Annotated in this window: 16 protein-coding genes; 7 read left to right on the top strand and 9 right to left on the bottom strand. The window is 52.6% G+C overall.

Annotated elements, in window-relative coordinates:
• Positions 1 to 221: 221 nt before the first annotated feature.
• Positions 222 to 887, top strand: a complete 666-nt coding sequence (locus SH668x_RS10085; protein ID WP_437184929.1) for a tetratricopeptide repeat protein — start codon at positions 222 to 224, stop codon at positions 885 to 887.
• Positions 888 to 1,051: 164 nt separating this feature from the next.
• Here the strand turns inward: SH668x_RS10085 and SH668x_RS10080 are convergent, their stop codons facing one another.
• Both SH668x_RS10080 and SH668x_RS10075 read right to left on the bottom strand, forming a co-directional pair.
• On the bottom strand, positions 1,052 to 1,636 hold the full coding sequence (locus SH668x_RS10080; RefSeq protein ID WP_437184928.1) for a DNA-3-methyladenine glycosylase I: 585 nt from the start codon (positions 1,634 to 1,636) through the stop codon (positions 1,052 to 1,054).
• A 72-nt stretch (positions 1,637 to 1,708) separates the two neighbouring features.
• Complete coding sequence (locus SH668x_RS10075; RefSeq protein ID WP_437184927.1) at positions 1,709 to 2,164, bottom strand: hypothetical protein; 456 nt, start codon at positions 2,162 to 2,164, stop codon at positions 1,709 to 1,711.
• Positions 2,165 to 2,320: 156 nt separating this feature from the next.
• Here SH668x_RS10075 and SH668x_RS10070 point away from each other — a divergent pair, with 156 nt between their 5' ends.
• Positions 2,321 to 2,701 carry a hypothetical protein gene (locus SH668x_RS10070; protein ID WP_437184926.1) on the top strand — a complete coding sequence of 127 codons (381 nt, stop codon included), beginning with the start codon at positions 2,321 to 2,323 and terminating at the stop codon, positions 2,699 to 2,701.
• Here SH668x_RS10070 and SH668x_RS10065 read toward each other — a convergent pair.
• Positions 2,698 to 3,147: a DUF7009 family protein gene (locus tag SH668x_RS10065; RefSeq protein WP_437184925.1), complete on the bottom strand. Its 450-nt coding sequence runs from the start codon at positions 3,145 to 3,147 to the stop codon at positions 2,698 to 2,700. The genes SH668x_RS10070 and SH668x_RS10065 overlap by 4 nt on opposite strands.
• Positions 3,148 to 3,664: 517 nt before the next feature.
• Between SH668x_RS10065 and pgi the strand changes: the two genes are divergently transcribed.
• On the top strand, positions 3,665 to 5,308 hold the full coding sequence (pgi, locus tag SH668x_RS10060) for a glucose-6-phosphate isomerase (RefSeq protein WP_437184924.1): 1,644 nt from the start codon (positions 3,665 to 3,667) through the stop codon (positions 5,306 to 5,308).
• Positions 5,309 to 5,547: 239 nt separating this feature from the next.
• Here the strand turns inward: pgi and SH668x_RS10055 are convergent, their stop codons facing one another.
• The gene (locus SH668x_RS10055) at positions 5,548 to 6,903 is read right to left on the bottom strand and encodes an SGNH/GDSL hydrolase family protein (protein ID WP_437184923.1); all 1,356 of its coding nucleotides are present in this window, start codon (positions 6,901 to 6,903) and stop codon (positions 5,548 to 5,550) included.
• Between the two features lie 236 nt (positions 6,904 to 7,139).
• Between SH668x_RS10055 and SH668x_RS10050 the strand changes: the two genes are divergently transcribed.
• Complete coding sequence (locus SH668x_RS10050) at positions 7,140 to 11,831, top strand: hypothetical protein (RefSeq protein ID WP_437184922.1); 4,692 nt, start codon at positions 7,140 to 7,142, stop codon at positions 11,829 to 11,831.
• 37 nt (positions 11,832 to 11,868) lie between these two features.
• On the opposite strand, the gene SH668x_RS10045 is transcribed toward SH668x_RS10050, so the two are convergent.
• Positions 11,869 to 12,582 (bottom strand): hypothetical protein, encoded by a 714-nt coding sequence (locus SH668x_RS10045; protein WP_437184921.1) that lies wholly within the window; start codon positions 12,580 to 12,582, stop codon positions 11,869 to 11,871.
• A 138-nt stretch (positions 12,583 to 12,720) separates the two neighbouring features.
• Entirely contained in the window at positions 12,721 to 15,222 is a 2,502-nt protein-coding gene (locus SH668x_RS10040; RefSeq protein WP_437184920.1) for a DUF1549 domain-containing protein, read from the bottom strand.
• A 277-nt stretch (positions 15,223 to 15,499) separates the two neighbouring features.
• On the opposite strand from SH668x_RS10040, the gene ppk1 reads away from it, so the two are divergent.
• The 3 genes from ppk1 to SH668x_RS10025 all read left to right on the top strand — a co-directional run bounded on the left by ppk1 (position 15,500) and on the right by SH668x_RS10025 (position 21,003).
• A complete protein-coding gene (ppk1, locus tag SH668x_RS10035; RefSeq protein WP_437184919.1) occupies positions 15,500 to 17,620 on the top strand; it encodes a polyphosphate kinase 1 in 2,121 nt (706 codons plus the stop codon).
• A gap of 51 nt (positions 17,621 to 17,671) precedes the next feature.
• A complete protein-coding gene (locus SH668x_RS10030; RefSeq protein ID WP_437184918.1) occupies positions 17,672 to 18,931 on the top strand; it encodes a glutamate-5-semialdehyde dehydrogenase in 1,260 nt (419 codons plus the stop codon).
• 83 nt (positions 18,932 to 19,014) lie between these two features.
• A complete protein-coding gene (locus tag SH668x_RS10025; RefSeq protein WP_437184917.1) occupies positions 19,015 to 21,003 on the top strand; it encodes an amino acid transporter in 1,989 nt (662 codons plus the stop codon).
• Between the two features lie 13 nt (positions 21,004 to 21,016).
• Here the strand turns inward: SH668x_RS10025 and SH668x_RS10020 are convergent, their stop codons facing one another.
• The 3 genes from SH668x_RS10020 to mnmG all read right to left on the bottom strand — a co-directional run bounded on the left by SH668x_RS10020 (position 21,017) and on the right by mnmG (position 25,725).
• Entirely contained in the window at positions 21,017 to 21,295 is a 279-nt protein-coding gene (locus SH668x_RS10020; RefSeq protein ID WP_437184916.1) for a hypothetical protein, read from the bottom strand.
• Between the two features lie 280 nt (positions 21,296 to 21,575).
• Complete coding sequence (locus SH668x_RS10015; RefSeq protein ID WP_437184915.1) at positions 21,576 to 23,495, bottom strand: redoxin domain-containing protein; 1,920 nt, start codon at positions 23,493 to 23,495, stop codon at positions 21,576 to 21,578.
• 331 nt (positions 23,496 to 23,826) lie between these two features.
• Entirely contained in the window at positions 23,827 to 25,725 is a 1,899-nt protein-coding gene (gene mnmG / locus SH668x_RS10010) for a tRNA uridine-5-carboxymethylaminomethyl(34) synthesis enzyme MnmG (RefSeq protein ID WP_437184914.1), read from the bottom strand.
• Between the last annotated feature and the right edge of the window lie 152 nt (positions 25,726 to 25,877).

Here is a 25,877-nt window from a genome sequence, read left to right as displayed (position 1 = left end):
GTCCCAAAACAACTCATCAAAAGCCGTTGACCAATCAACGCTGAGCCATCTCATACGCGGACGAAGAACGCCTTCGGAATCCCGTCGTTGACTTCGAGAAGATGGGAAAAAACACCACATCTTTTCGGGAGAACGCCGATACTACTTGTAATCCAACAAACTTTTCAGCACGGATGCAGAAAGTGGAGTTGGAGGATGCAAATCCTGCCGGAGAATCCCGCGTGGTTGATCGTTCTGACGATGTTGCGCAAATCAGCGTTTCAGAGAGTCCCGTCCTTCACCGTCAACAATATTCCATTTCCAGCGATGAACCGAGCGAGTTGCTGAACCAGGCTCGCGAATGCATGGAAGACGGCGATCTCAAGAGAGCCGAAAGAATTTGCCAGTCCTTGCTGGAAAAGAATTCCGAAGATTCACAGGCTTGGAATCTCATGGGTGAAATCGCGTTTCGACAAGGACCAGTCGAGGCCTCAATCCCACTCTTTCGCACTGCGATTCGAATCGACTCTACCCGGGCAGATTTCCACCACAATCTAGGCTTTGCTTATCTGAAGTCCCGGAAGCTCGCCAATGCCGTCGATGCCATTGAAGAAGCAATTCGGATGAACCCGTTCAACGTCGATAGTTGGACCGCCATGAGCGAAGCTCTTTGGCTGATGGGAGACGAGACACCTTCTTTTGATTGTCTTCGTCAGGCACTTCAACTGGACCCGCAATCTCTGACTGCTCGAACTCTGTTTGCAGACATTCAGCTCCAACGTGGCGACTTGCGTTCAGCATTGCTGCACTTTCAGTTTGTCCTGAAACGTGACCCAGAAAACGCCGTAATCTCCCAGAAGTTGAAGTCAATCGCTAAACGCATGGAACGTGCGGGCATGCATGACTAGAGCGGAGCGAACGAGACTTCTGCGTTCAGTCGGTCGTGGCAAGTGATGAACCGACACCCCAAACGCAGTGAGATTCATTCCCCCAGCACATTGGTCACAGACAGGACCAATTAAAAGCGGACGACTTCACGAGTCGTCCGCTTTTAATTGTCCGATTCGCTCGCTTACGTGAGTTCCGAGTGCCTGAAACAACTGGTGAGATGGTCATTCACCATGCCAACGGCTTGCATGTACGCATAGCAGATCGTGCTTCCCACAAAATTGAATCCCCGTCGTTTCAGGTCTTTGCTCATTGCGTCAGACTCTGGCGTGGAAGTGGGAACCGATTTGAATTCATCCCAGCGATTCTGGATTGTGCTTCCCCCGACAAAACGCCAGATGTACCGATCGAAACTGCCAAATTCCTTCTGAATTTCAAGGAACGCCACAGCATTGCGGACGGTCGATTCGATCTTCAATCGATTGCGAATGATCCCCGGATTCAGCATCAGCTTGTCGAATTTCTTTTGCGTGTATCGCGACATTCGCTGTGGATCAAACTGGTCGTAAGCTTCCCGGTAAGCCTCACGTTTCTTGAGGACCGTTTCCCAGCTTAAGCCCGCTTGCGACCCCTCTAACATCAGCATCTCAAAGAGCAAGGCGTCATCATGGACGGGCACTCCCCATTCCTGGTCATGATAATCACAATATTGCTCTCCCTTGGCCCACGGGCATCGGCTGATCTCATTTGAATGAACACGTTTCTGCATGACCCTGACTCATTCTGTTGCATTCTCATTCAGCAGTTTAAACCGACTTCTGCAGTCGGAATCCTGTGCTGATTACATCTGGTTTCGTTGTTCCTTCAAGCGGATATATATCCGCTTCACCTCCGTGATGCAGCATCGTCCATCAGCGGCCAGTCTCCCGCAATTCGCTGCCTCTGACTCCGATTTCTTCAGGAGTTCCCGAATGCGTGATGGTGAGCCATCCAGAATGTCTTCTTCAATTTCAGAGAGATCAAATTGAAAGCACGCACAGATCGGTGCGGACGTAGACTTTGGATAGACAGGGCCATTCAACTCTTCGGTCGTCGTCAGCCCTCCAAGTTGATCAAAGTAGGCGATAGAGCAGGGGGGATATTGGCAGTACCATCCAGTGCCCCCAATCTTCATGCGGAATTCCGTCTGAATGTGAGCGTCGAGAGTCGCAGCAATGACAGAAGTCCCCAATGAGCCACAGCGAGGACAAAACGCCCGCCCGTCATCATCTGGCTCTCTGACAAATGCCTTGTTCATGAACTTCTTTCACACGCTTTTTCTGAGATTCTATCGTTTCGCCCGTTCAGTGCCAGAAACTCCTAATTCCCACGAACCCGACGACCTCGCTGCGTGTCGAACCCATCGCGTCTCATTCGGTTTTTCCGCGATGACATCAACCTTCACGATCGCAAAATGAAAACCAAACTCAAAAAAGAGGAACTCAAGTCAACGGGCGAATTGACACTCTCACGGTCACTGGCTTCGGAAGAGATCCGTTGCGGAGACTACGTTTCAGTCTTCACCCGAACGATTGAATTTCCTTCGTTCATGTGGGGGGAATGCTCCAGGCTTCCGCCGGACGAACTCGTTCGTTTGAAAATGAAACCTGCGGACTCAGGAAACCCATTGCTGGTCAAGGAGGTCTGTCTTCCGTTCGTTGCTGTTGTCACTCCACAGAAGAGGATGGAAGTTCTTGATACTCGCGTGGTTCAACTTGTCCGTTTAAGTGCAAGTTTCGGAAAAATCGTCGCTCAAGAGATGGGAAAACAGAAGACCGAGGAATTCCCGTTTTAGTGATCGCCCTGCTCACCGGAGTTCGCCTGTTCGCAGTCGGACTCCGGATTTTCTTTGGGTCGACAGAATTGGGAAGGATTCGGAAATGCATAGAGATCGGACGCCTCTTGTCCAGGAGCACGATCCAGACATTTGAAATCCTTCTCGATCAAAATACTCAGCACGCCGCCTGAGATCTGCTGCTCGGCAGCGAAAGAGACGCGATCCGTCGTCAGCCACTCATTCAGATGATCTGTCGAAATTCTGACCTGAAGCTCTCCATTTTCATAACGAGCGCAGAGAACTCCATTCGATGCAGAATCCAAAATCAGGCTGTAGCTGAAATGCTCGGCGGGCGACGCTCCAAACTCGATGCGCTCCGTCAGGCATCGTTCTTCTGCCAGTGTCGATAAATCTCTTTGATCGATGCGAATCCGGATGGAGTTCTTGTGCGTTCGAAGTTTCATGAGTCGACCACTGGAAATTTGAGGCGATCTGGAATCGGATTGATCCACAGAGTATGACCTATGCCCGAACAAACTGGTACTGGGAACTGGACGAGAGCCTCTTCACGTCGACCTTCCCACAATGCCTTTGAGGTGACGCATGAACGCTCCGCAGCTCGTGTAAATAGCTGCGGTGATTGATCGAACTTTTCAGATTCTCGATAAATTGAGAATTGAAAAGCTGCGTGACTCTGCAAAATTCTGATATTGAGGTCTGGTCAGCAGCCCTTCAGCTACAAAACCAAATGGCGAAGACCACTAAATCAAGCAGTATCGATCGTGACGAAGCGTCTGGTGGGCTTGTTTCTCAGCGATCTGAAAACACGCCGTTTCGATAGGACGCCGGAATATTCCTTGGTATCGTTTCAACAAGTTCGAAAGTACTTCAGAAATGAGACGAGCGCTCGTCAAATCAATTGCTGGAAATCGTTCCTTCAGTTCATTGTCTCACCCAATTTCTAATTGAAAGCTTCGATCCATGACAGTGCATGCGCCTGAATTGACTTCCGGTACTCATTGGAAGACGCTCGAAAACCATGCTTCTGCCGTGCAACATCTTCACATGAAGGAGTTGTTCACACAGGATCCTGCGCGCGCAGAAAAATTCACCGTCAACGCACTTGGATTGACTCTGGACTATTCCAAGAACCGCATTACCGAAGAGACCATGCCACTGCTCTTTCAACTTGCAGAAAGCTGCAAACTGAAAGACAGAATCAATGCGATGTTCTCTGGAGAGAAGATCAACATTACTGAAGACCGAGCGGTCCTTCATACTGCTCTTCGCGCACCACGCGACGCGTCAATTCTCGTCGACTCCGAAAACGTCGTTCCCGACGTCCATGCGGTCCTCGATAAAATGGCCGGCTTCGCGGACCGCATTCGAAGCGGTGAGTGGAAAGGGCACACAGGTCGTCGTATTCGCAACGTCGTCAACATCGGAATTGGTGGTTCCGACCTAGGGCCGGTGATGGCCTATGAAGCCCTCAAACACTACAGCGACCGCAATTTGACGTTCCGGTTTGTGTCGAATGTCGATGGTTCCGATTTCGTGGAGGCAACCATCGATCTCGATCCTGCAGAAACGTTGTTTATCGTGGCGTCAAAAACATTCACCACGATTGAAACCATGACCAACGCCAACAGTGCACGAGATTGGCTGCTCTCCTCAGTGAAAGGAGATGTCGCTGCGGTTGCCAAGCATTTCGTTGCGGTGTCGACGAATGCAGCCAAAGTATCCGAATTCGGCATTGATACCCAGAACATGTTTGGCTTCTGGGATTGGGTTGGCGGTCGCTACTCGATGGATTCTGCAATCGGTCTCTCGACAATGATCGCTCTTGGGCCGGATCAATTCCGTGAGTTGCTGAGCGGCTTCCACGAAATGGACGCCCATTTCCGCACTGCTCCACTCGAGGAGAATCTGCCCATCATCATGGCGTTGCTATCCGTCTGGTATTGCAACTTCTTCGGCGTATCGACAATCGCGATTCTTCCATACGAACAATACTTGAAGCGATTCCCGGCTTATCTCCAGCAACTGACAATGGAGAGCAACGGGAAATCTGTGACGATGAACAGCCAGCCTGTCAACTACGCCACCAGCCCGATTTACTGGGGTGAGCCTGGAACAAACGGCCAGCATTCGTTCTATCAACTCATTCATCAGGGAACCCACCTCATTCCCTGCGACTTCATTGCCTTTGCGAATGCGCTCACTCCACTGGGCCGGCATCATGACATCTTAATCGCGAATGTGCTCGCGCAATCGGAAGCCCTTGCGTTTGGAAAATCAGCAGAGGAAGTAAAAGCGGAAGGAAATCCGGACTGGCTGGTCCCGCATCGTACGTTCGCAGGAAATCGCCCATCGAACACAATCCTGATCGACAGACTCACTCCAGCGGTGCTCGGAAAACTCGTCGCGCTGTACGAACACATCGTGTTCGCGCAGGGAGTGATCTGGAATGTGAACTCGTTTGATCAGTGGGGAGTGGAACTCGGGAAAGTGCTCGCGAACCGCATTGTCCCCGAACTGGAAAGCTCATCCGACCCAGAACTCCATCACGACAGTTCGACGAACCAACTGATTCGAGCCTATCGGAGCCTCCGAGACCGCGCCTGATCAACAGGCTGCTCTTGCAGGCGACGCATTGAGTCGCATCGCGATTCAAGAAAAACGAAACGAGGGACGCCACACATTGCAGCGTCCCTCGTTTTTTGTTGACCAACGATTTTAATTTTCTCTGAAGTCGTCGGAGCAATTGGATCTGAATGGACTTCCTCGAAGTTCGGCGTCCTCTGCGAGCACAACTCTCAGATTGTTGACATCGCCGTCGCCTCTCAGAGCCCTGACTCTCGCACTTATTTCTCTGGGAAAATCTCCATGAGCGCATCTGCGAACAGCTTCAATCCGGCAGGTGAAGGGTGATTAATGCAATTGTGCATCAGGCTGTTGTGAGGGATTCCCTGTCTCCACATGCGCCCGTACCGCAGGGCTGCATCGGCGAGGGCGACGTCATGTTTCTTTGAGAATTCACGCAATCCATGCACGTAAGGGCGAGGGTCGTCGTCAACATTTTTTTCACCATCCAACCCCATCCAATCTGGTCGAACGTAATGCGGGGTAAGGATCACCCACTCAGCCCCGATCTTGTTGAAATCGTCCAGAATCCGGGAATACCGAGTCTCGACCTGTTCAGGTGAGAGATATGCATCATTCACAAACTCGCTGATGATGAGATCCGGCTTCACATCCAGAACGGTTTCCTGATAGTTGTGGAGTTCCCCGGGCGGGACAGCGAAGTAGGCACCTGTCGTGCGACCTCCCCATGCTTCCGTAACAAGTTCGATCTTGGCATCGGGAAATCGCTCTCGAAGTCGCGCGACGAATTGTTGCTGCCAATGTTCTGTCGCAGGATTTGCCAGATAGAGCCCTTCAGTCACACTATCTCCCCATGCGAGGATTTTGACGGGTTCTCCCGATCGGATCTTGGCGATTGTTTTGGGAGCGAATTTCTCGATCTGTGTTGGTGACGCAGCGACCGGTTCCGGGTAAGCCTCTTCCAATAGAGGAAAAATCAGTTTGTCGGTGAGCTTTTCTGGTTGCACAGAAAACCAGACGTTTGCAAGGCGGCGCTCGCCAGCAGCCAGTTCCGGTGGCGTAGCGAGTGTGGCGACAGGTATTCCCGATCGATACTGAATCTGTCCATCAGCTGTCAGCACGATGGAATTGAGTTGCTGCTGAGCGCACTGATAAGAAGCGAATACGGGTTGGTCGGCTCCAATTCTCCCCGTTTCAATTCGTCCGAGGCCACCCCAGCGTTGTTCGAAATCAAAGTCTTTTCCACGTTCCATGTTCGTCGAGTCATCGCCTGCTGTCGTGCGAATGACGACGCTCTCCGGAACGAGGAGATCGGGTGCTGTCAGTGCTTCCGCTTTAATTTTCTCAAGTCGAACACCACGTCCCCAAAACGGCTGATCGAGTGAATAAACCGGAAGGACTCCCAATGGCTCATCAACGACGGTCACCAGTTCCGGTTTCGGAATCGTCAGGTCCTGCACAATCTTTGAGTGAGTCTTCGTGGCAGGCACCTCAACCTGAACCTGCCAATCACCAATTACTCGGACGATCGCGGGTTCGGATTCGGACGCAGGAAGGCCGACTGACTGCCCCCAAAACAGCAGGAAGCAGGTCATGGCGAGAGAATTTCGAATCACATTCATTCCTTATCGGTGGGTCGGTAATAACGTGGGGACGGGCATTCTAACATCAAGAGACTTTTTCGTGAAGTTCCTGAAATCATTCACAGTTTCTCGGTCGACGACCACCTTCGGATTCACATGCTGGATCGCCTCTCGATTCGACGTCCAAAAATGTTACACTGTCCGGGTAGCCTCGAAGGTTCCAGCCACGGTGCGAACTTGTTGCGACACTCAAGTTTACGAGAGTAACTATGAAGGCCGACGCCAGACTCCCGGACATCCTTACTGAACAGCTTCAACGATTGCGAAATCGAATCGTTGGCGTGTCCGTCGCCACTGGAATCGGCGCGACGATTTTTCTCGCCTGCCTGGCCCTCGGTTGCGTGCTATTGCTCGACTACTTGTTCGAACTCCCACTGGCAGTCCGAATCTCGTTCCTCATTCTGGTCCCATTGTTGGCACTCGTGTTGATCGGCGCGAAGGTTCTGCTTCCATTCGCCCGTCGTTACCAGACGAATGATCTGGCAGCCTTTGTTGAAATTGCTCATCCAGAACTTCGTGAACGTCTCATTTCAACAATTGAACTTCAGGAAGAGACAGAACGAGGGAATGAAACCAGCTCTCCGTTGATGAAGTCAATGTTGCTGAATGAGACCGTCGAGTTTGCTAAGAAGATTCCCTTCGAGGAAACAGTCGATACGCGGCGAGCAATGCGAAACTGTCTGGCGGGTGGCATCGCCGTCCTGGCACTTGTGATTCCCTTTGTGTTTGCGACGAATGCATACGCAATTCTCCTACAACGATTCGTCAACCCCTGGGGAAATTACGAACGCCCACAAAACCTGATTCTGAAAATCGACAACCCCGACCGCACGATTGGACGTGGAGATGCCACAACCTTCGTCGTTACTCCCGACTGGCGTTTTCACGTCGGCACTTTCCCGGACTCCGCATGGTTTGAGTTCGTTTCGTCAAATGGCAAACGTCAAGCGAGACGAATGGATTGGGATGAAGAAAAAGCTCAATTCACGCTGACATTGCCTCGCGTGGACGAAGGCTTCAGTTATCAGGTCGCGGCAGATTCGTCGCGAACCAGGCTGCACTCGGTCGTCGTCGTCGATCGGCCTGAGATCACAGAAATCACTGCTGATTTAACTCCGCCAGAATACACTGGAGAACCTGCTCAGCATCTCGATGCAGTACCGGTGGAAGTCCTCGTTCTGGAGCAAAGCCTGATTTCATGGACGATGTCATTTAACAAGTCGATCGAATCCGCTGAGTTCCTCTGGTTTGACGGCGAAACCGCAACTGGAACTCAGAATTCCACAGATGCCGAATTCGTGGATGGTCTGGCTGTCCGCTCGAGAACTCCGCTGAAACTCTCGGAGGATGGGCATTCCGCATCACTGCAGTCTCTCGCCGCCCTGAAGGGAGCGTCGGGACGTTTTGTGATTCGGACAAAAGACGAGCATGGACTGATCTCCCGAAATGAACAGATTCGGCGTCTCACAATTATCCCGGACCGCCCTCCGATTATTGAATTTGCAGACAACGAACAGCACGCATCCGCTCGCCCAGATGACGTCATTCACATTCCAATCCATGCTGTCGATGACTTTGGATTGTCTATTGTCGAATTACATTACGAAGCGGTACGAGGTGGTGTGAAGAATCCCGGGGTCATCTCCGTCCCCGCTGAAGAACTGATCAGGAAGGGCCTTGATACGTTCATCACGCTCCGATTGGGTGATCTCAACGTCGAGCATGGGATGCAGGTGCGATTGCAGGGATACGCGAGTGATCATCGTCCCGTCCCGGGTCCAAATGAAACATGGACCGGAGACCGAGTCCTTCAAATCCGCGACGATGCTCGGGCATACGGGGATCAGACGCTCGCTGACCAGCAACATCGCGTGGATCAGGCGATGGAGTCGCTGAAAACCGACCTCGACAAACAACGTCAGGCAGCACGGCAACTTCAGAATCAGGCACAACAGGAGTTTGCAAAAAACGAAGCATGGACTGGCGATGACAAAACCAAAGCCATGGAAGACAAAATCCGCGAACTGGCTCAACAAACCCAGAAGTTGAGCGCAGTGCTGGAGCAGTCTCCTGTCATGGAACCGCTCGCTGACAAGGTTCAGAAACTGGCGGAAAAAGAACTCGCTCAAGCTGCCGCCAAAGCAGATGAAGCAAGAAAGGCCCCGGCTGCACAAAAGCAGCAAAAACTCTCTGAAGCCGCAGATCAGCTTCAAAAAGCAGAAGATGAATTCAAAAAGCTACGAGCGGAACATCATGATCTTGCGAAGATGCAGCGTGAACTCCTCGAACTCAACCGACTCGCAGAGAACACAGAACAACTCGCCGACAAAGTTGATGAGTTGTCTCAGCGTCAAACCCAGATCGCTCAGCCAGAGGGGACGACGAAAACACCAGAACACGAGAAATGGGAACAAGACCACAAACAGCTGGTCGAGCGTCACACGCAGCTGGAATCGGATCTAGGTCGAGTTCTCCAGGAGCACCCCGATCTGCTGGTCAGAGCCAGGGAAAACCTTCAGCATCAACTTGCTTCGCTCGGCGAACAGGCAGATCGACTTGCCAATGAACAACAGGCTCTTTCGCAAGCAAACCGCCAAGCTGCTCAGAAGAAATCCGAGCAACTCGGTTTACGTGAAAAACAGAATGAAGTACTTCAGCAGGAACACGAGCTTGGGCAGAAACTTCGCCTTGACTGGTCTGAAGAGATTGACGTCAACGCAACGAAACCGACTCGTGAAGCTCGGGAGTCAATGGAACATGGCAATCTTGAAGAGTCAATGAAGAAGCATCAGTTCGCACTGGAGAAGCTGGAAAAGCTGGCCGAAGCGCTGATGCAGAATCAGGATCTCCCGAACGACCCCGTCGCGATGGCGCAGGAGATCAAACAACGTCAACAACAGCTTTCAGAACAGGCTCAGAACCTCAATGACGAGCCGACGTCGGAAAACAGAGAGACGACCACACAGATGTCGGCAGCTCAGACGGCGCTTCTCCGCGCTGCCGCTGAGCTTCCAAGCACGGATCTGACTCGCGATGTTCGCCAACAGGCCATCGATCGGATGAAGGAAGCTGCTGATCATCTGGCCGCTCAGAGACTCCCTCAAAGTCGGGATTCGACTCGTGCGGCAAACGAGGCTGTCCAACGACTGGCTGAGAAATTTTCATCGAATAGCAACGATGAACAATTCAAAGAACAGCTTACTTCCCAGCATGTTCAGGATGAGATGAAGCGGGAAAAAGAGTTCTCCGCCGAAATTCAAAATCAGTTGCAGAAGACGATCGAAAAGCAGAAAGAACTGGCGGAAGAGATTGCGTCAACGCTCCCCGCACACTCAGATTCGCAACCAACTGGTGATGCCGCCCCATCCCCTCAGCAAAGCGATTCTGATGCACCAGCTACTGACGCCGCCGACGCGTCTCAGCCATCAGAATCAACGACATCCCAGCAGATGGAAAGTCAATCCGCGACACCATCGACTCAAGGCAACGATTCTGAAAGAGGTTCGATGGAGAACTCTCCAGCGGATTCGGAGTCACCGTCTCCTGCGGAATCGATGACTGACAGCGAGCCAGAATCCCCTGCGTTGGAGAGTTTAAATCTGGCAGAGTTGGTCACTGCGCAACAGCAACTGGCTGATGAAGCACGGCGACTCGGTGATGATGCCCGGGATGTGATCGTGAACAACGATTTGGCCAATCAGGCATCGCATGAGTTCCCGAATGTCGCACGAGTCACTGCCCACGAGATCGGGCAGGGGAACTATCAACGGGCAAAAGAAACCGCTGCAGAATCCATCCAAAAAGCTCAGAACCTCATCGAAGGTTTCAGCAAACAAGATGATGGAACGATTCCGCAGCGACTTCGCACTCAGGCTGAAACACTACTCAAAAACCAGCAGGATCTGGCACGAGCAATTGAACAGATTTCAGGCTCAGAAAGCTTGCAAGCGCAGTTCCGCGAACAACGACAGGCACAATTACAGAAGCAAACAGAGGGACTGTCTCAACAACTCGGAAATCGGACTGAGCAACTCAAGTTGAAACAGATCGATCGTGCATCGTTAGGTGATGACGCAGCACAAGGGGAGGAACAGGCAAAGTTAGCTTCCCAGTTCCAGCAGGATGCAATGAACACCAGCCAGCAAGGCAATTCCGGGACGGCATCCGAAATTGCACAAAAATCGGTGGACCGTTTGCGGGAGGCTGCCAAGTTTTCCCGGCAGGCATCAAACGGAGGAAACCCGCACCGGGCACCAGATCATGTCGCTCAGGGTGAAGCAGGGCAGCAGGTTGCAGAATCGGCTCAGCATCTCAATCAGGCGGGATCTTTACTTTCGCAGATGCAGGTACTCGCCCGTGGACAGGGTTCCGAAACGCAGCCAGCAGGGTCTGATCAGGACGGGGAATCAGAAACCGCGAAAAGCGAAGATGGCGATCAAATGCAGGAATCCGAGAACGGATCGCAGCAGGGAGAAGGAGAGGGGGACGGTTCTCAAAAGAATGGGACTGAAACCGAAGGGGATTCTTCACAAGCAGCCCGTCGATTGCGAGACGCTGCCAAGAATATGCGTCAGGCAGCCGAGCAAATGGGAATTGCCAATAGCGGGAAACGATCAAACGGCAAAGGCTCACAGGACGAAGGACGAGAATCCAAAGAGTCGACCGCTGCCAACGCTTCAGATACTGCGACTAACGGGGAAGCAAATTTGCAGGAACTGAACGAAGGGATGAGCCGCGTCAGTGACCGAGACTGGGGCAAACTTCCGGGGACATTGAAGACTGAGTTGATGGAGTCTTCACAGCGACCTCGCGATGCGGCCTATAGTGGACTGATTCGTCGATACTTCGAAGATCTTTCGAAAGCACGCCGACCAGAAATGCAGACACCAGCGTCGAGATGAACCAATGTCAGCACCTTGCTGAATCACTCACAGTCGATCAAGTCTTCGCAGGGGCTTCGGCCTGACGGGACTTCTTGACCGCTTCGACGAGTTCGTTACGAAGAAGCTCAGTCAGGTAGCAGGAGGAACTTCGGCCATCCTGCACCACCACCCCATCAAATAACTTCAGTTCAGCCGCAAGTTGCTGGGGTTCCAGATCCGGACTAGCTTTGGACACTGCACTGAAGGAAATGCTCTGCTCCGAACGAAGCAAACAGTACAGTGCTCGTCCGACTTCGGATGAATGAACGCAATAGAACGCCCACGCTCGTGCAATGAGTCGAAGTGACAGGACCAGAAGAGCGGGGGATAGCAGAACCACGACGGCGATAATCTTCACGTAAGAAGAGGCTGTTTTCGGCCCGGCAGCGAGATTCAGAAAGCTGGAACCCGTGAAGAACGCCCCGACTCGAGCTATTTGAAGTTTTTCGACTTGCTCAAACTGGAGGTTCTCGAGCTTGCGATAATCAGCGAAGTAGTAAGCAACGAAGATTAAAGCGATCCCGACAACGGGTAAGGTGTTGAAAAACAGCGGTGAGGGCGAAAAGAAGACGCCAGCAATCGCTCCTCCCCAAAAAAAGAGCAGGTAGTACGTCACGTAGAGGCAAACGAGCCCCCCGACGAAAGAAGCAACCGCTCCAAGTACGGAGAGAATCGCTTGTGGTCTCGCCGTTCCAGCCACCCAGAGTTGTATTGCCGACCGAGCCGACATTTCGAATCCTATCTTTCGAAAGGGAGACGTCTCCCTGGGCGATTTGACACCGGGGCCTGTCAATCTAGTCGCCACGAGGGACTGCAACATCACAGTTCTTCGCCGAATTCGACAATCTCATTGAATTCACTGCTGACTTCAATGATTGAAGACAAATTCCCGACTTGTGACCAACGCCCAGAAGAGGTCCTCCACAGCGACGCGACGATCGTCTACGCTTCCTTCATTCAAGATCGCAACGAAGCCTGCTCTCTCGGCGGGTGTCGGATAGCGAGACAAAGTGACAAGATAGGCTTCATCGATCACTGATTCCGGCGACAAGCCCTGATTCAGATTCGACGTCAGTTTCGCGACAATTCCGGTCGGGGATTCCAGCTTCTCATTGATTGTCGAACCATTCGACATATGCAAAACCTGCACCATGCTAGGCTCATTGGATCGCTCGCACTCGCAGACGATATTCCGCTGATTGCGTCCAAATGTCTTCAGGAAGTAGGAATCGACTGCGCTGTCGTACAACTGAATTGCTCGGGTCCCCAATGGATAAAACGACGTCTTTTCTTTATCAGCACCGGGGAAGGCGATCTCCGAAAATTCTGTGGGAACCCCTGTCGCCTGAGCAACGGCATCGTGAAGCACCTCCGCATTAAGTCGACGTGTCAGATAGGTTGAGTAGAATCGCTTATCCTGTTCGTTTCCGGGCATCGTCAGGCTAGAACGCTGATACGAATTCGAAAGCAGAATTTCTCGCATCAGACTCTTCAAGTTGAATTTTTCCTGAACAACGAACGCTGCCACTTTGTCGAGAAGAACCTGGTTGCTCGGGGGATTGGAAGCGCGCATATCATCGACGCTCTCGACGAGTCCCGCTCCAAAGAAGTTGGCCCACACGCGATTCGCGATCGACTTCGCAAAATACGGATTTCCTGGAGAAACCATCCATTGAGCCAGATATTCTCGGCGATCGACCGTCGACTCTAACGGGATCGGAGTTCCATCGAGCGGCGTCGGGAGTTGTGGCTTTCCTGTTCGTGGCTGCACCAGTTCACCGGAGTCAGCGACAAAAAGAGTTCTGTTGCCGTCGCCGCCACGGAAATCGCCGCCCCAACCCTTGGCCCGGACTCGAGCGAAGTGATTCGCCATTGCGTAGTATTGATCATTGGTCCATTTTTCCAACGGATGATCATGGCACTTCGCGCAGTTCAGCGATAATCCGAGAAACGCCTGACTCGCGTTTTCGGTCATTTCTTCCGGAGATTGAAAGAGGGCATAGAAGTTCGTCGCTCCTTGATCAAAGCTCCCCCCTTTTGCTGTCAGGATCTCTGAAACGAACAGATCCCAGGGCGTGTTCTTTTCGACATGCGCGTGAATCCATTTGTAGTAAGATTCAATTGCCTTCGGGCGCAACAACGTCCCGTTCAGCATCAGCACATCCGACCACTTGTACGTCCAATAGTCGACAAATTCCGGACGAGCGAGAAGCTGATCAACCAGTTTCTCTCTCTTGTCTGGATTCGCGTCACCCAGAAAACTCTGGACTTCCGCAGCAGTCGGCAGAACTCCGATGGTGTCCAGAAACGCCCGGCGAATGAATGTGGAATCATCACAAGGAGGAGAAGGCGGAAGATTCAAAGCCTGAAGCTGCCGGTGAATTTCCGCGTCGATGAAGTTCCTTTCGGGAAGGTTCGCAAACAGATCCTGTGGGAGTTCATTGGAATACGGGACTTGAACGCGGGCAACAGAAACTCGCGAATTGAACCATCCTGTGATCGCCCCTTCACCCGGCCCGACGACAGTGACAACCCCATGATCATTGACCTGGCTGACCGCATCGTTTGAAGAACTCCACTTCACCCATTGAGTGACGTCGACTTTTGTTCCATCGCTGTAACTGGCAACTGCGATCAACTGTTGCGTCTGCCCCGGCACCAAGCGGACCTTTTCCGGCAGCACTTTGACTTCCTCAATCACTGGAGCGCCCTGAGGTGAGGCTTGCGCCCCATGAGAAATCCACTCCGCCAGAATTCGGTAATCCCGAGATTCCGTATCGATGCGAACTCCCCCCTTGTGAGGTAATCCCCCGGATGGCTTTGCCAGGACCAGGCTGCGGCCCGGATCGGCGAACTCCACCCTCCGACCTCGATCCTGCAGCACGATGTTGAAGTAGTCCTTATTCGGATCGTACCCGCGCAGCGACAGCCGAAAGCCCCCTTTTCCTGCGAGGGTGCCGTGGCAAGCCCCCATGTTACAGCCTGCTTTCGTCAGAATCGGGAGAACGTGATTGTTAAAATTCCACTCATGTGGCACGTCCATCTGCGTCACGGAGCAGGTGACTGAAACGAGCTTTCCGTCAACTTTCGCGGAAATCGTGGCAGAACCGTTTTGATGAGGAACAACAACTCCATCCTGATTCACAGTCGCGACAGACTCGTCGCTGGAAGTCCACTCGACTCCATCTGAAATTTGACTGGAGATCACGTCTCCCTGTTGCCGCTGTAGCAGCAATCGCTGAGAACTCTCAGGACCGACCAGAGCCGGATTCTGGGGAAAAACAATCAGAGAATCGTCCGCAACCCCAATGCTGGAAGCGAGTAATGACAGTGTTAAGAATGCGAAAAAAATCCGGACGACAATTCTCATCGACTTGCCCTTAAAACCATGTTTTCGGTATTTCCGTCAACATCATCGAGCGGGATCTATTATGAAGACCATCTGACGACCTCCGCTGCATAATATACTAACAGATCATTCCATCTACCCATAACGATTCGTTCATGAAATCCCGGCGGAGAATCATCCCCGCCCCGAATTCCGACGCTTAGGCCCAAAACTCTCATTGTTTAGGGCTCCCAGTCTCGCACAAGACGGTGTACAACAGTGCTTTGCAGTTGAAGCATCCAGAAATTGAGATGAGTCCGTGGAACCAGCAACAGCCTATTTCGACCGTGAATTAAGTTGGTTGGAATTCAATCAGCGGGTCCTGAATGAAGCCACAAATCCAGACGTTCCCCTTTTGGAGAGATTGAAATTTCTCTCCATCACCAGTTCGAACCTGGATGAATTTTTCCGTGTTCGAGTTGGGGCTCTGTCGCTGTTGGTTGCTGCGGATGTGACGCGTCCAGCGCCATCCGGACTCACCCCGAGTCAACAACTTGCTGCCGTTCGTGAACGGATCCAAACCATGGTAGCGGCTCAGTATCGATGCTACCTGCATGAGCTTGAGCCCCTGCTCGTCGAGCAGGGAATTCAACGCCTGCTTCCGTCACAGCTGAATACAGTGCAGAAAAGGCTTGTTCATCAGATTTTTGAACAGGAACTTTTTTCGGTTCTCACTCCGATCGCCATCCATCCTGGAACTCCATTCCCACTGCTTCCGAACCAGATGTTGACGATTTGTGTCAGACTTCCTCCGGTGGAAGATCCGGAATCAACTGAACCGCCGACGTCTCGTTTCGCATTAATTCCGTTTGCGAGTTCGCTGCAACGATTCTTTACAGTCCCTTCCGAAAAAGGGCTGTCATATATGCATCTGGAAGACATCGTGAGGATGTCGATCGACGATTTCTTCCCCGGTGAAGAAGTCGAAGAATGCGTGGCACTGCGAATTACGCGTAATGCAGAAGTCGAAGTTCAGGAACTCACTCCGTACGGACTTGCCCTGAATATGGCCGACGTCCTGCGTGCCCGAACTTCGGCAGAATGTATTCGAGTCGAAATAGAAGATTCCGCTTCCCCGGAAATCGTGCAGTTCCTCAAAGATCAATTAACCGTCACGGACCATGAGGTCATCCGCGTTCCCGGCCCGGTGAACCTCGGAGGATTCATGGAACTTGCGAATCGTCGCGGATTCGAGAACCTCAAAGATGAACCGTGGCCACCAGTCAATTCACCGAACGTTCCATCCGAAGAGTTGATGTTCGACATCCTCTCCAATCGGGACGTCCTGCTGTTTCATCCATACGAAAGTTATGAACCAGTTGTCCGGCTTGTCGAAGAAGCCGCTGACGACCCGGACGTCATCGCGATCAAGCAAACGCTGTATCGCATCAGCCGCAACAGTCAGATTGTCAAAGCACTGATTCGTGCGGTCGAGAACGGGAAACACGTCACCGTACTGCTCGAGTTGAAAGCGAGATTCGACGAAGAGAGAAATCTCCGCCAGGCTCGTGAACTGGAAGCGATGGGAGCGCAGGTCATCTATGGTGTCAAAGGGCTGAAGACTCATGCGAAGGTCTGTATCGTCGTCCGCCGCGAACCGCACGGAATTCAGCGGTACATGCACTTCGGAACCGGAAACTACAACGAGTCGACCGCACGACTCTACAGCGACGCATCACTTCTCACGTGCGACGAAGATTTAGGAATGGATGCACTGTCGTTCTTCAACACCATCGCGGGATACTCCCAGCCACCCTATAGCTACCGAAAGCTCTCCGCAGCCCCATTGCGATTGCGTGATACGCTCGAAGGGTTGATCGATGAAGAAACCGGGCGTTGCAGGGATGGCGAAGAAGCAAGAATCATCCTCAAGCTGAATGCATTGACGGACACGACGCTGATCAATCGGCTGTATGAAGCATCACAAGCTGGCGTGGAAATCCTCTTGAATATTCGCGGAATCTGCTGCCTGAAGCCGGGCGTTCCCGGATTGAGTGAGAATATCCGAGTGGTCAGTGTCGTCGACCGGTTTCTTGAGCACGCCCGCATCCTTTCGTTCCACCACGGCGGAGAGAAGAAACTCTTTATTTCGAGCGCAGACTGGATGGCTCGAAATCTCGATCAACGTAAAGAACTTCTGGTTCCGGTGGAAAACGAAGGTTGTCGTGACTATCTCTCGACAATTCTCGATACCTATTTCGAAGACAACCAGAAGGCTTGGTTACTTCAACCGGATGGCACTTATACTGCCATTCGAAACCCCGATGATGCCCCTGTCAGATCACAGGAGTATCTGTATCGTATGTCACGCGAGACCGTCCGTCGCATGGAACGACGACGTCGAACTGTGTTTGAGCCTCATCGGCCTGACGACGAGTAACGAACGTCCCGGTCGCAAATTATTGACCTCACTATTAACGATTAGATTCAGATGTCGAACCTCCAGGAATACACCACGCTCGTTGCCCGCCAGGCCAAACAAGCCTCCCGTGCTTTGTCGATTGCGCGTGGCGAACAGAAAAACAAATGGCTGCGAGACTCGGCAGCAGCGATTCGCCAGCAAATGGCAACGTTGATGACGGCCAACGCCAAGGATCTGGAAGCAGCCCCGGGGTACGGACTCACCAGCGCTGAAATCGATCGGCTCCGACTGGATGAAAAAGGGTTGGAGAAGATCGCAGCAGCACTGGAAGAAGTCGCGTTGCTCCCGGATCCGGTCGGCGAGGTGATTGGAAGCAATCCACGTCCGAATGGATTGATGGTCACTCAGGTGCGTGTCCCGCTGGGAGTCGTCTTCTTCATCTACGAATCCCGACCAAACGTGACCGCCGACGCTGCCGCACTCTGCGTGAAGAGTGGCAACGCTGTGATTCTGCGGGGTGGAAAAGAAGCCCTTCACAGCAATCTGGCATTTCACGCATTACTGAAAGAAACGCTGATTGCAAATGGACTTCCAGAGAACGCCGTTCAGATGGTCAATACCACTGACCGTGAAGCGGTTGGCCATTTCCTGAAGATGCCTGAGTACATCGACGTGACAATTCCTCGTGGAGGAAAGTCACTGATCGAACGTGTTTCGAAAGAAGCACTCATGCCGGTGATCAAACACTTCGATGGTGTCTGTCATGTGTATGTCGACCGTGCTGCAGACTTCGAAAAGGGACTGAAGATTCTGATCAATAGTAAGTGCCAGCGACTCGGCGTCTGCAATGCTGCGGAGTCGTTCCTCGTGCACGCAGAGATCGCACAGGAGTTCCTTCCCCTCGCTGGCAAAGCGCTGGCTGAACAGGGCGTGGAAATACGCGGCGATGAGCGGATTCGCAGTTCGATTCCTCAAGCGATCCCAGCGACCGAAGAAGACTATCGAACCGAATACCTCGACAAGAAGATTTCAGCCAAAGTTGTTGATTCTCTCGAGCAGGCGATTGATCACATCACAGAGTACGGGTCGCACCATACGGATGTGATTGTCACCAAAGATCTCATCGCGGCTCAACGATTCGTGGCACAAGTCGATTCAGCGGCAGTCATCGTCAACGCGAGCACCCGCTTTAACGATGGTGGTGAGTTCGGACTGGGTGCAGAGATCGGCATCAGCACCGATAAATTCCACGCGCGCGGACCATGTGGTCTCAAAGAACTGACAAGCTACAAATATGTCGCTTGGGGAGATGGACAGACCCGCGGATAGTCAGTGTCGTCGAAATTTCGATTTTGAACTGAATGCCCCCCACGATACACCATGGTGTGTGGGGTCTTTTTAAGGTAACCCAAATGTCCACTACTGGGCATTCTCAGCAGAAGACCATCTCTGCAAACAGTCAGTCTCAACCGCTTCGACACCCCAAGCATGCCGAACACCCGCAATCGTTCTGGTTGTGGGTACTCTGTTTGACAGGGGTCGATTACTTCAGCACCTTGGCCTACCAGCCATCGATTGCTTACAACGCCACTGGTCGTCTGGCTCCAATCGCCACGATCTTTTTGGTCGCGTTAACCCTGCTTGGGGCAGTGCCAATCTACTTTCAGATTGCAACGAAATCTCCCTTTGGTCAAGGGTCGATCGCCATGTTGCAACGTCTCCTCTCTGGCTGGACGGCCAAAATACTGGTGTTGGTACTTCTCGGATTTGCAGCGACCGACTTCGTCATCACAATCACGCTCTCTGCCGCAGATGCTTCCGAGCATCTGATCCATAACCCATTCTGGAAGCAGACCCCGGAATTTCTGCATAGCCAGATGGGAATCACAATGTTGATGCTCATCAGTCTGGGAGCGTTATTTCTCAGAGGCTTTCGCGAAGTCATCGGTGTCGCGGTCGTTCTGGTGACGATCTATCTCAGCCTGAACATTCTGCTACTCACAAACGCCCTCTACGATATCGCAACACATCCGCAACTCATCTCCGAATGGTGGCAGAACGTGCGAGCGGGTCACATTGCCATTGATGAAGTTCAGACCGGACCTCTGACGATCTGGGGCATGCTTCTGATCAGCGCCTTCTACTTCCCCAAACTGATTCTGGGACTGAGTGGATTTGAAACCGGCGTCGCTGTGATGCCACTCGTGAAAGACTCTCCGCAGGATCCACCAGATCAACCTGTGACACGCATCCGTGGAACGAAAAAGCTGTTGCTCACGGCCGCAATCATCATGAGCATCCTGCTGCTGGCATCGTCCATTGCAATCACGCTTCTGATTCCTGAAGCAGAACTGAAAGAGGGTGGGCGGGCAGAGAATCGGGCGCTCGCGTATCTCGCGCACGGCCAAAATCCTGATCCGGTCGCGTACTGGTGCGGGAACACGTTCGGCACCATCTACGACATCAGTACGATCTCAATACTCTGGTTCGCGGGTGCCAGTGCACTTTCAGGTCTTCTGAACCTGATTCCGCGATTCCTTCCCCGCTATGGCATGGCTCCCCGGTGGGCTGCAGCCATGCGTCCACTCGTTCTCATTATCGTAGCGATCTGCTTAATTGTGACTCTGATTTTTCGTGCGAATGTCGCGGAGCAGGGGGCGGCTTACGCCACTGGCGTGATGGTCCTGATCCTGAGCGGATGCATCGCGGTCTCCATTGACCGATACCGTCAGAATCAACAGAAGACATGGGCGAACTTCCCCTGGATGCCAGTTCTGATCAGTCTCGTCTTCGCCTACGCAACGTTCGACATCATGATCGAAAAGCCTGATGGACTGATGATCGCTTCAGCATTTGTCGGCGGGATTGTCGTTGTCTCGATCATCTCCCGAATCGCCCGCAGTTCCGAACTCCGTGTCGAAGGATTCGAGTTTCGTGACCAGGAATCTCAGTTCCTTTGGCATTCTTTGCAGCACGTCGACATTCCTATTCTGGCTCCACATCGTCCCGGAGGTCGCTCGTTGGACGATAAGGAAAAAGACCTTCGCGAGAGGCATCACATTGCTGAATCGCTCCCTGTCGTGTTTGTGGAAGTGCAATTGGGAGACACCAGCGACTTTTTCCAGTCCCCACAAATGTCCATTCGGCCAGAAGGGGGAAGGTTTGTGATCAAGCTCGACCGCTGCACTGCGACCGCGCCGGCGATTGCTGCAGTTGCGCTATCCCTGTCCAATTCAGCACATCCAATCGAAATTCACTTCGGGTGGTCTGACGAGAGTCCAATGCGAACGAATCTGGACTTTCTGCTCTTCGGGCAAGGGAACATCCCCTGGCTTGTGTATGATCTGATTCGTCAGGCAGAACCAGATGAAACCAAACGCCCTCGCGTCATCATTGGTTAACTCGGATGACCAATCACATCTTGACCCGCTGATTCTGCTTCCAGGCAATCCATGTTCCTGCAATGAGCCCGCAGAGACACGCAGCTTTCAGGAAGAGCAGCCACAGTGGTCGCCACCACGCCACAGTGGTCATTTCAACGAGATCGGAAACCCCGAACAGAACCAGACAGAGCACCAGCAGTGCTCTGACGGGAACCTGTAGAACTGGGCGAAGGCACGAAGCGATGATCGCTGCAAGTATAAACCAGAAGATTGCTTCACATGCATTGAACACAAACACAACGTCATACATCTGCATCCTCCTACCAGCGTTCATTCCCCAACAGAACCATAATCGGGTGCAGTGCGCGCATCAGATAAGATGAACGCCGAGGTGCTCATCCGAAACCGCTCTCAACTATCACCGAGACCACACATGGGCTTACTCCTCGAAGACAAAACGGTGGCCGAGCGGATTCATCAACAGGGGACATAAAAAAGACCACCGTCGTCGTGATTTTCACACGTTCGACGGTGGTCAAAGGGCGATTTCGATTGCAATGTTCGAAACGCTACGATTCACCAAGGTCAGTCTACTTCTTGAGGAGGTCTGGTATGACCTTCTTCATTTCATCGACAGTCGCACTGGACGAGGCGACGACTCCGTTACGGTCGACGATGAACATCGTTGGCAGCGAGATGACTCCGAACTCAACTGCGGGTCGGCTCTCAAGAGCTCCCTCTTCGTGAATCTGTGCCCAGTTCACCTTGTAATTCTGCAGGTACTGCTGAATCGGGCCCCCCGGACTGTCGAGGTTCACACCGATAATTTCGAGGCCATCCTTCTGATGGGTCTGATACAACTGCTGAATCTGTGGCAAGTCTTCAGTACAAGGAGTGCACCATGTCGCCCAGAAAATCACGACAACAACTTTGCCGCGATACTTCGCAATGTCGATCGGACCACCTGTGAGACCTTTCCCAGCGAGTGCCAGCGGTTTTCCTTTCAGTTCCAGACGGCGCATGGCCCCTTTACCACGTGTTGCGGCGGCTGACTGCGGATAGGCTGCAATTAACTTCGTGTACCACGCTTTAGATTCATTGACGTTGCCGTTGAATTCGTAGGTAATTGCCAGTTGCAACATCGCATCTGCTGATTCCTGCGCTGATGGAAACTCGGTCACATAATCTTCGAGAGCTTTTAACCAGCTCTGCTGAATCTTCGTTCGGTCTGGCGGAGCAGCCGCTTCCAGCTGCATGTTGTAATCCACCAGAATTCGCTGAAACGCGACAAATGCGAGGAGCTCGTTATCCGCCTTGCTTGCACGGAGATCCTGTTCAGCCTTTTTAATTTCATCCAGACCGTTCGGGAATGTTTTCATCTGGGTCGCTGCTGCAATCCCTTCAAGGCGCGTGCGAATCCAGTTCTTTCGTTCTTCGTCGGTGGTCACTTCGTTGGCCAGCATGGCCAATAGTTGTGAACGAGCCACGTTGTACTTGGTGATCTCGTCCTGACTTGCCTGTGCCTGTGGCGCCTTCTCATCCAGCGCCCCCAGTTGGTCAATCAGTTCCTTCATTTTTGGAGACATCGACTGAGTCAGTCCGGCGCCACCAGCGATTGTTGGCTGAAGCAGAATCCCTCCGCTGAGTTCGAACTTTTCTCCTTCAAGTGGCTGCGGGACCTGAGTCACTTTCCAGGTGTTTCCAACTCGAACCATTTCGCCAATCTGAACGAATCCGCTTGTCCCAGCGTTGTCGACAATCGCCATGACGTTTTCGTAAACGATCAGATCGTTGGCAGTTTTCCCCGGTTCAGCAGGAATCAGATTCGGCATGAGCATCGAGCAATCGAAACGAGTCCAGGTCGTCTGCGGCGTCAACATCTTCGAATTCGTCAACACGGAGCGAAATGTCTGCGAAGATTCTTTGATACGGGCGGTCAGCTTGGCTGCGGAATCTCCCTGAATCCCCAGGGTTTTCATGTCTTCAACATTCAGCATCACTGCTGCTAAACGCTTCTCATTCCGCTCGACCATCGCCAGAATTGCTTCTCGGGAGGCTTCTTCGGCAGAGATGATTTTCCAGCTGTCGATGATGCGGTCACCGTCGCTGTCTACCCCCCAACGACTCCCCGCTGTGTTCATCCAGCGACTCTGGTCGATCTCATTATCGCCGTTGGTATCAAGGTCTCGGTAGACCTCGAGACCATTCTTGTAATAGCGGAACTCGTCAACTCCACGATCCGCATTGGTATCCATGAACCGACGGAGAATTTGACCTTGCGGGCTGTAAAGAGCCCACCCCGACCCGCCTTCGTTTCGTTCCACTTCCAGCTTGCAGTTAGGAATCTCTTCAGCGGTCGGTGTGTCGATGTCAACCCCGGGTTGTGCGGGCTTGTAAGCGAGCACACTGTCGATCTTCACTTGAGCGAAGCAGGGGACAGGCAGAGAAAAAACGCTCAAGACAACCGTTAGGCGAATGATTCTCCCGACGGGTTGAACTGGACGAGTCATCAGTAAACACTCCCAACTGCGCAGAAACTCATGGAACTGCGACAGGCTGATTCAGTGGTTTCGAAAGTCGGCTCTCTGCACGAGATCCGTTCATTCGCCTGATCTTAGGGAAACATCAGGAGTGCGTCATGACCAATTCGGCAGGAATTACCGAATCACCTGCGCATCCCAAAGATCAAGACATTCAGCGACTGCTTAGGGAAACCTGAAAGAATAGGTAGATTCAGTAGGAGCTTTAAATGCCGTTTCGGGTCCAGAACCGATGCCAAAAAGGTCGCATCGTCTCGACAGATGGAACGAATTCAGTTGGTCGCGTGAACTCTGATTCAAACTAGGCCTCGACGGCATCGCTCTGTTCAGGACGTAGTCGACGTGGCTCTTTGAGATACAAAGTCAAGACCGCCAGATCAGCCGGGGTAATCCCGCTGATTCGACTTGCCTGTCCCAGATCCGCCGGCTGCACTCGAGAAAACTTGTCTTGAGCTTCACTCCGCAACTGAGGCACCGCGCGATAATTGAAAGACGGCGGAATCCTCATCGACTGAGTTCGCACCTGACGATCAATATCCATCTGCTGGCGTTTCACGTAGCCGGAATACTTGGTCTCAATCTGCGCCTGTTCAGCCGCTCTTGGACTGATCGTCAAAGCGGCAATTTCAGGCGACATCTCTTGCAACTGAGGCCATTCAATTTCGGGACGACGCAACCAGTCTTCCAACGCCTGCCCCTGGTAGCGTGTCTTTTTCAACACAGAACAAGCGAGTTGAACTTCTGCTTCATACTTTTCGAACTTCTCGATTCGCTCTTTCGTCGCCAGTCCGATCTCAGTCGCAATCGGAGTCAGCCGACGATCGGCGTTGTCTTGTCGGAGCAAGAGCCGATACTCCGCACGCGACGTGAACAACCGGTACGGTTCATCGACTCCCTTCGTGACCAGATCGTCGATAAGAACTCCCAGATACGCCTGCGAGCGGTCTAAGATGAACGGTCCTTTCCCTTGCAGCTTCAACGCCGCATTCACGCCTGCAATCAATCCCTGACCAGCGGCCTCTTCGTAGCCGGTTGTCCCATTGATTTGACCAGCGAAATAAAGCCCTTCGACCCGCTTGGTCTCGAGTGTCGAAATGAGCTGTGTCGGCGGCGCGAAATCATACTCAACTGCGTAGCCAAATCGCATGATCTCTGCTTTTTCGAGCCCTCGAATGGAATGGATCATCGTCGACTGCACATCTCGAGGCAGGCTGGTCGAGATGCCATTGCAATAGTATTCGAGCGTATGACGTCCTTCTGGCTCCAGAAAAATCTGGTGCGATGTCTTGTCCGCGAATCGAACAACCTTGTCTTCGATGGATGGGCAGTAACGAGGGCCGGTTGACTTGATCTGCCCGCTGTACATTGGCGCACGGTGGAGATTTGCACGAATCGCATCATGCACCCCCTCGTTCGTCAGTGTCAGCCAACAAGGCAACTGAGGCTGTTCAATGCGATCGTTGAGGTAAGAGAACGGAACAGGGACTGCATCTCCCGGTTGCTCTTCGAGAACGGAGAAATCGATGGTCCGCCCGTTAATGCGAGCCGGGGTCCCTGTCTTGAATCGTTCCAGCTCGAAGCCAAGTTTTCGGAAGCAGTCGGACAGGGTGCCAGTTGTCCCTTCGCCAGCACGCCCCCCAACAGTTTTGGCCTCTCCTGTATGCATGATCGCCTGAAGGAACGTCCCAGTCGTGACGATCACAGCGCGAGTCTGGTAGACAGCACCACCACGGACTCTCACTCCAACAATCCGCGGGCGATCTTCGAGGACCGGATCAGTGATATCAACACGGACGGCATCCCCTTCCACCACCAGTTCTTCAACCATCTCCTGAGCAAGCGTCAGGTTCTCCTGTTGCTCGACGATCAACTTCAGCAGGAATTGATACCCTTTTTTGTCCGCCTGAGCCCGAGGGCTCCACATCGCAGGCCCCTTGCCGCTGTTCAGCATGCGGAACTGAATCCCGGTGGCATCGATTGTCTTGCCCATCTCTCCGCCGAGAGCATCGATCTCGCGAACAAGTTGCCCTTTGGCAACCCCTCCGATTGCGGGGTTGCAGCTCATCTGTCCGACTGTGTCGCAGTTCATTGTCAGCAGTGCTGTTTTGGCGCCCAGTCGGGCCGAGGCCAGTGCAGCTTCCACACCAGCATGGCCAGCACCAATAACGACAACGTCAAACTGATAAAATGTATCGGACATGGAATCGTGGTAATCCGCGGGAACTCGAAGTACAGCTACTCGTGCGAGTATTGAAACAAGATCAACCTGCAGACCGGACAGGCCAACAGGTTGATGATCTCTCGCTGATGAATTCTACAAAAAGCGAGACCGTTTTTCCTCCGTATCCGGTT

Source organism: Planctomicrobium mucosum (assembly GCF_051466335.1).
Classification (GTDB): domain Bacteria; phylum Planctomycetota; class Planctomycetia; order Planctomycetales; family Planctomycetaceae; genus Planctomicrobium.
Note: the sequence above shows the minus strand (reverse complement) of the source record. Positions and strands in the feature narration are given on the sequence as shown.

Excerpts from the sequence above, each read along its gene's own strand:
- SH668x_RS10020 (WP_437184916.1), bottom strand. The coding sequence starts at position 21,295 with ATGTATGACGTTGTGTTTGTGTTCAATGCATGTGAAGCAATCTTCTGG.
- SH668x_RS10050 (WP_437184922.1), top strand. The coding sequence starts at position 7,140 with ATGAAGGCCGACGCCAGACTCCCGGACATCCTTACTGAACAGCTTCAA.
- SH668x_RS10045 (WP_437184921.1), bottom strand. The coding sequence starts at position 12,582 with ATGTCGGCTCGGTCGGCAATACAACTCTGGGTGGCTGGAACGGCGAGA.
- pgi (WP_437184924.1), top strand. The coding sequence starts at position 3,665 with ATGACAGTGCATGCGCCTGAATTGACTTCCGGTACTCATTGGAAGACG.
- SH668x_RS10025 (WP_437184917.1), top strand. The coding sequence starts at position 19,015 with ATGTCCACTACTGGGCATTCTCAGCAGAAGACCATCTCTGCAAACAGT.
- SH668x_RS10015 (WP_437184915.1), bottom strand. The coding sequence starts at position 23,495 with ATGACTCGTCCAGTTCAACCCGTCGGGAGAATCATTCGCCTAACGGTT.
- SH668x_RS10080 (WP_437184928.1), bottom strand. The coding sequence starts at position 1,636 with ATGCAGAAACGTGTTCATTCAAATGAGATCAGCCGATGCCCGTGGGCC.
- mnmG (WP_437184914.1), bottom strand. The coding sequence starts at position 25,725 with ATGTCCGATACATTTTATCAGTTTGACGTTGTCGTTATTGGTGCTGGC.
- SH668x_RS10065 (WP_437184925.1), bottom strand. The coding sequence starts at position 3,147 with ATGAAACTTCGAACGCACAAGAACTCCATCCGGATTCGCATCGATCAA.
- SH668x_RS10070 (WP_437184926.1), top strand. The coding sequence starts at position 2,321 with ATGAAAACCAAACTCAAAAAAGAGGAACTCAAGTCAACGGGCGAATTG.
- SH668x_RS10075 (WP_437184927.1), bottom strand. The coding sequence starts at position 2,164 with ATGAACAAGGCATTTGTCAGAGAGCCAGATGATGACGGGCGGGCGTTT.
- SH668x_RS10030 (WP_437184918.1), top strand. The coding sequence starts at position 17,672 with ATGTCGAACCTCCAGGAATACACCACGCTCGTTGCCCGCCAGGCCAAA.
- SH668x_RS10040 (WP_437184920.1), bottom strand. The coding sequence starts at position 15,222 with ATGAGAATTGTCGTCCGGATTTTTTTCGCATTCTTAACACTGTCATTA.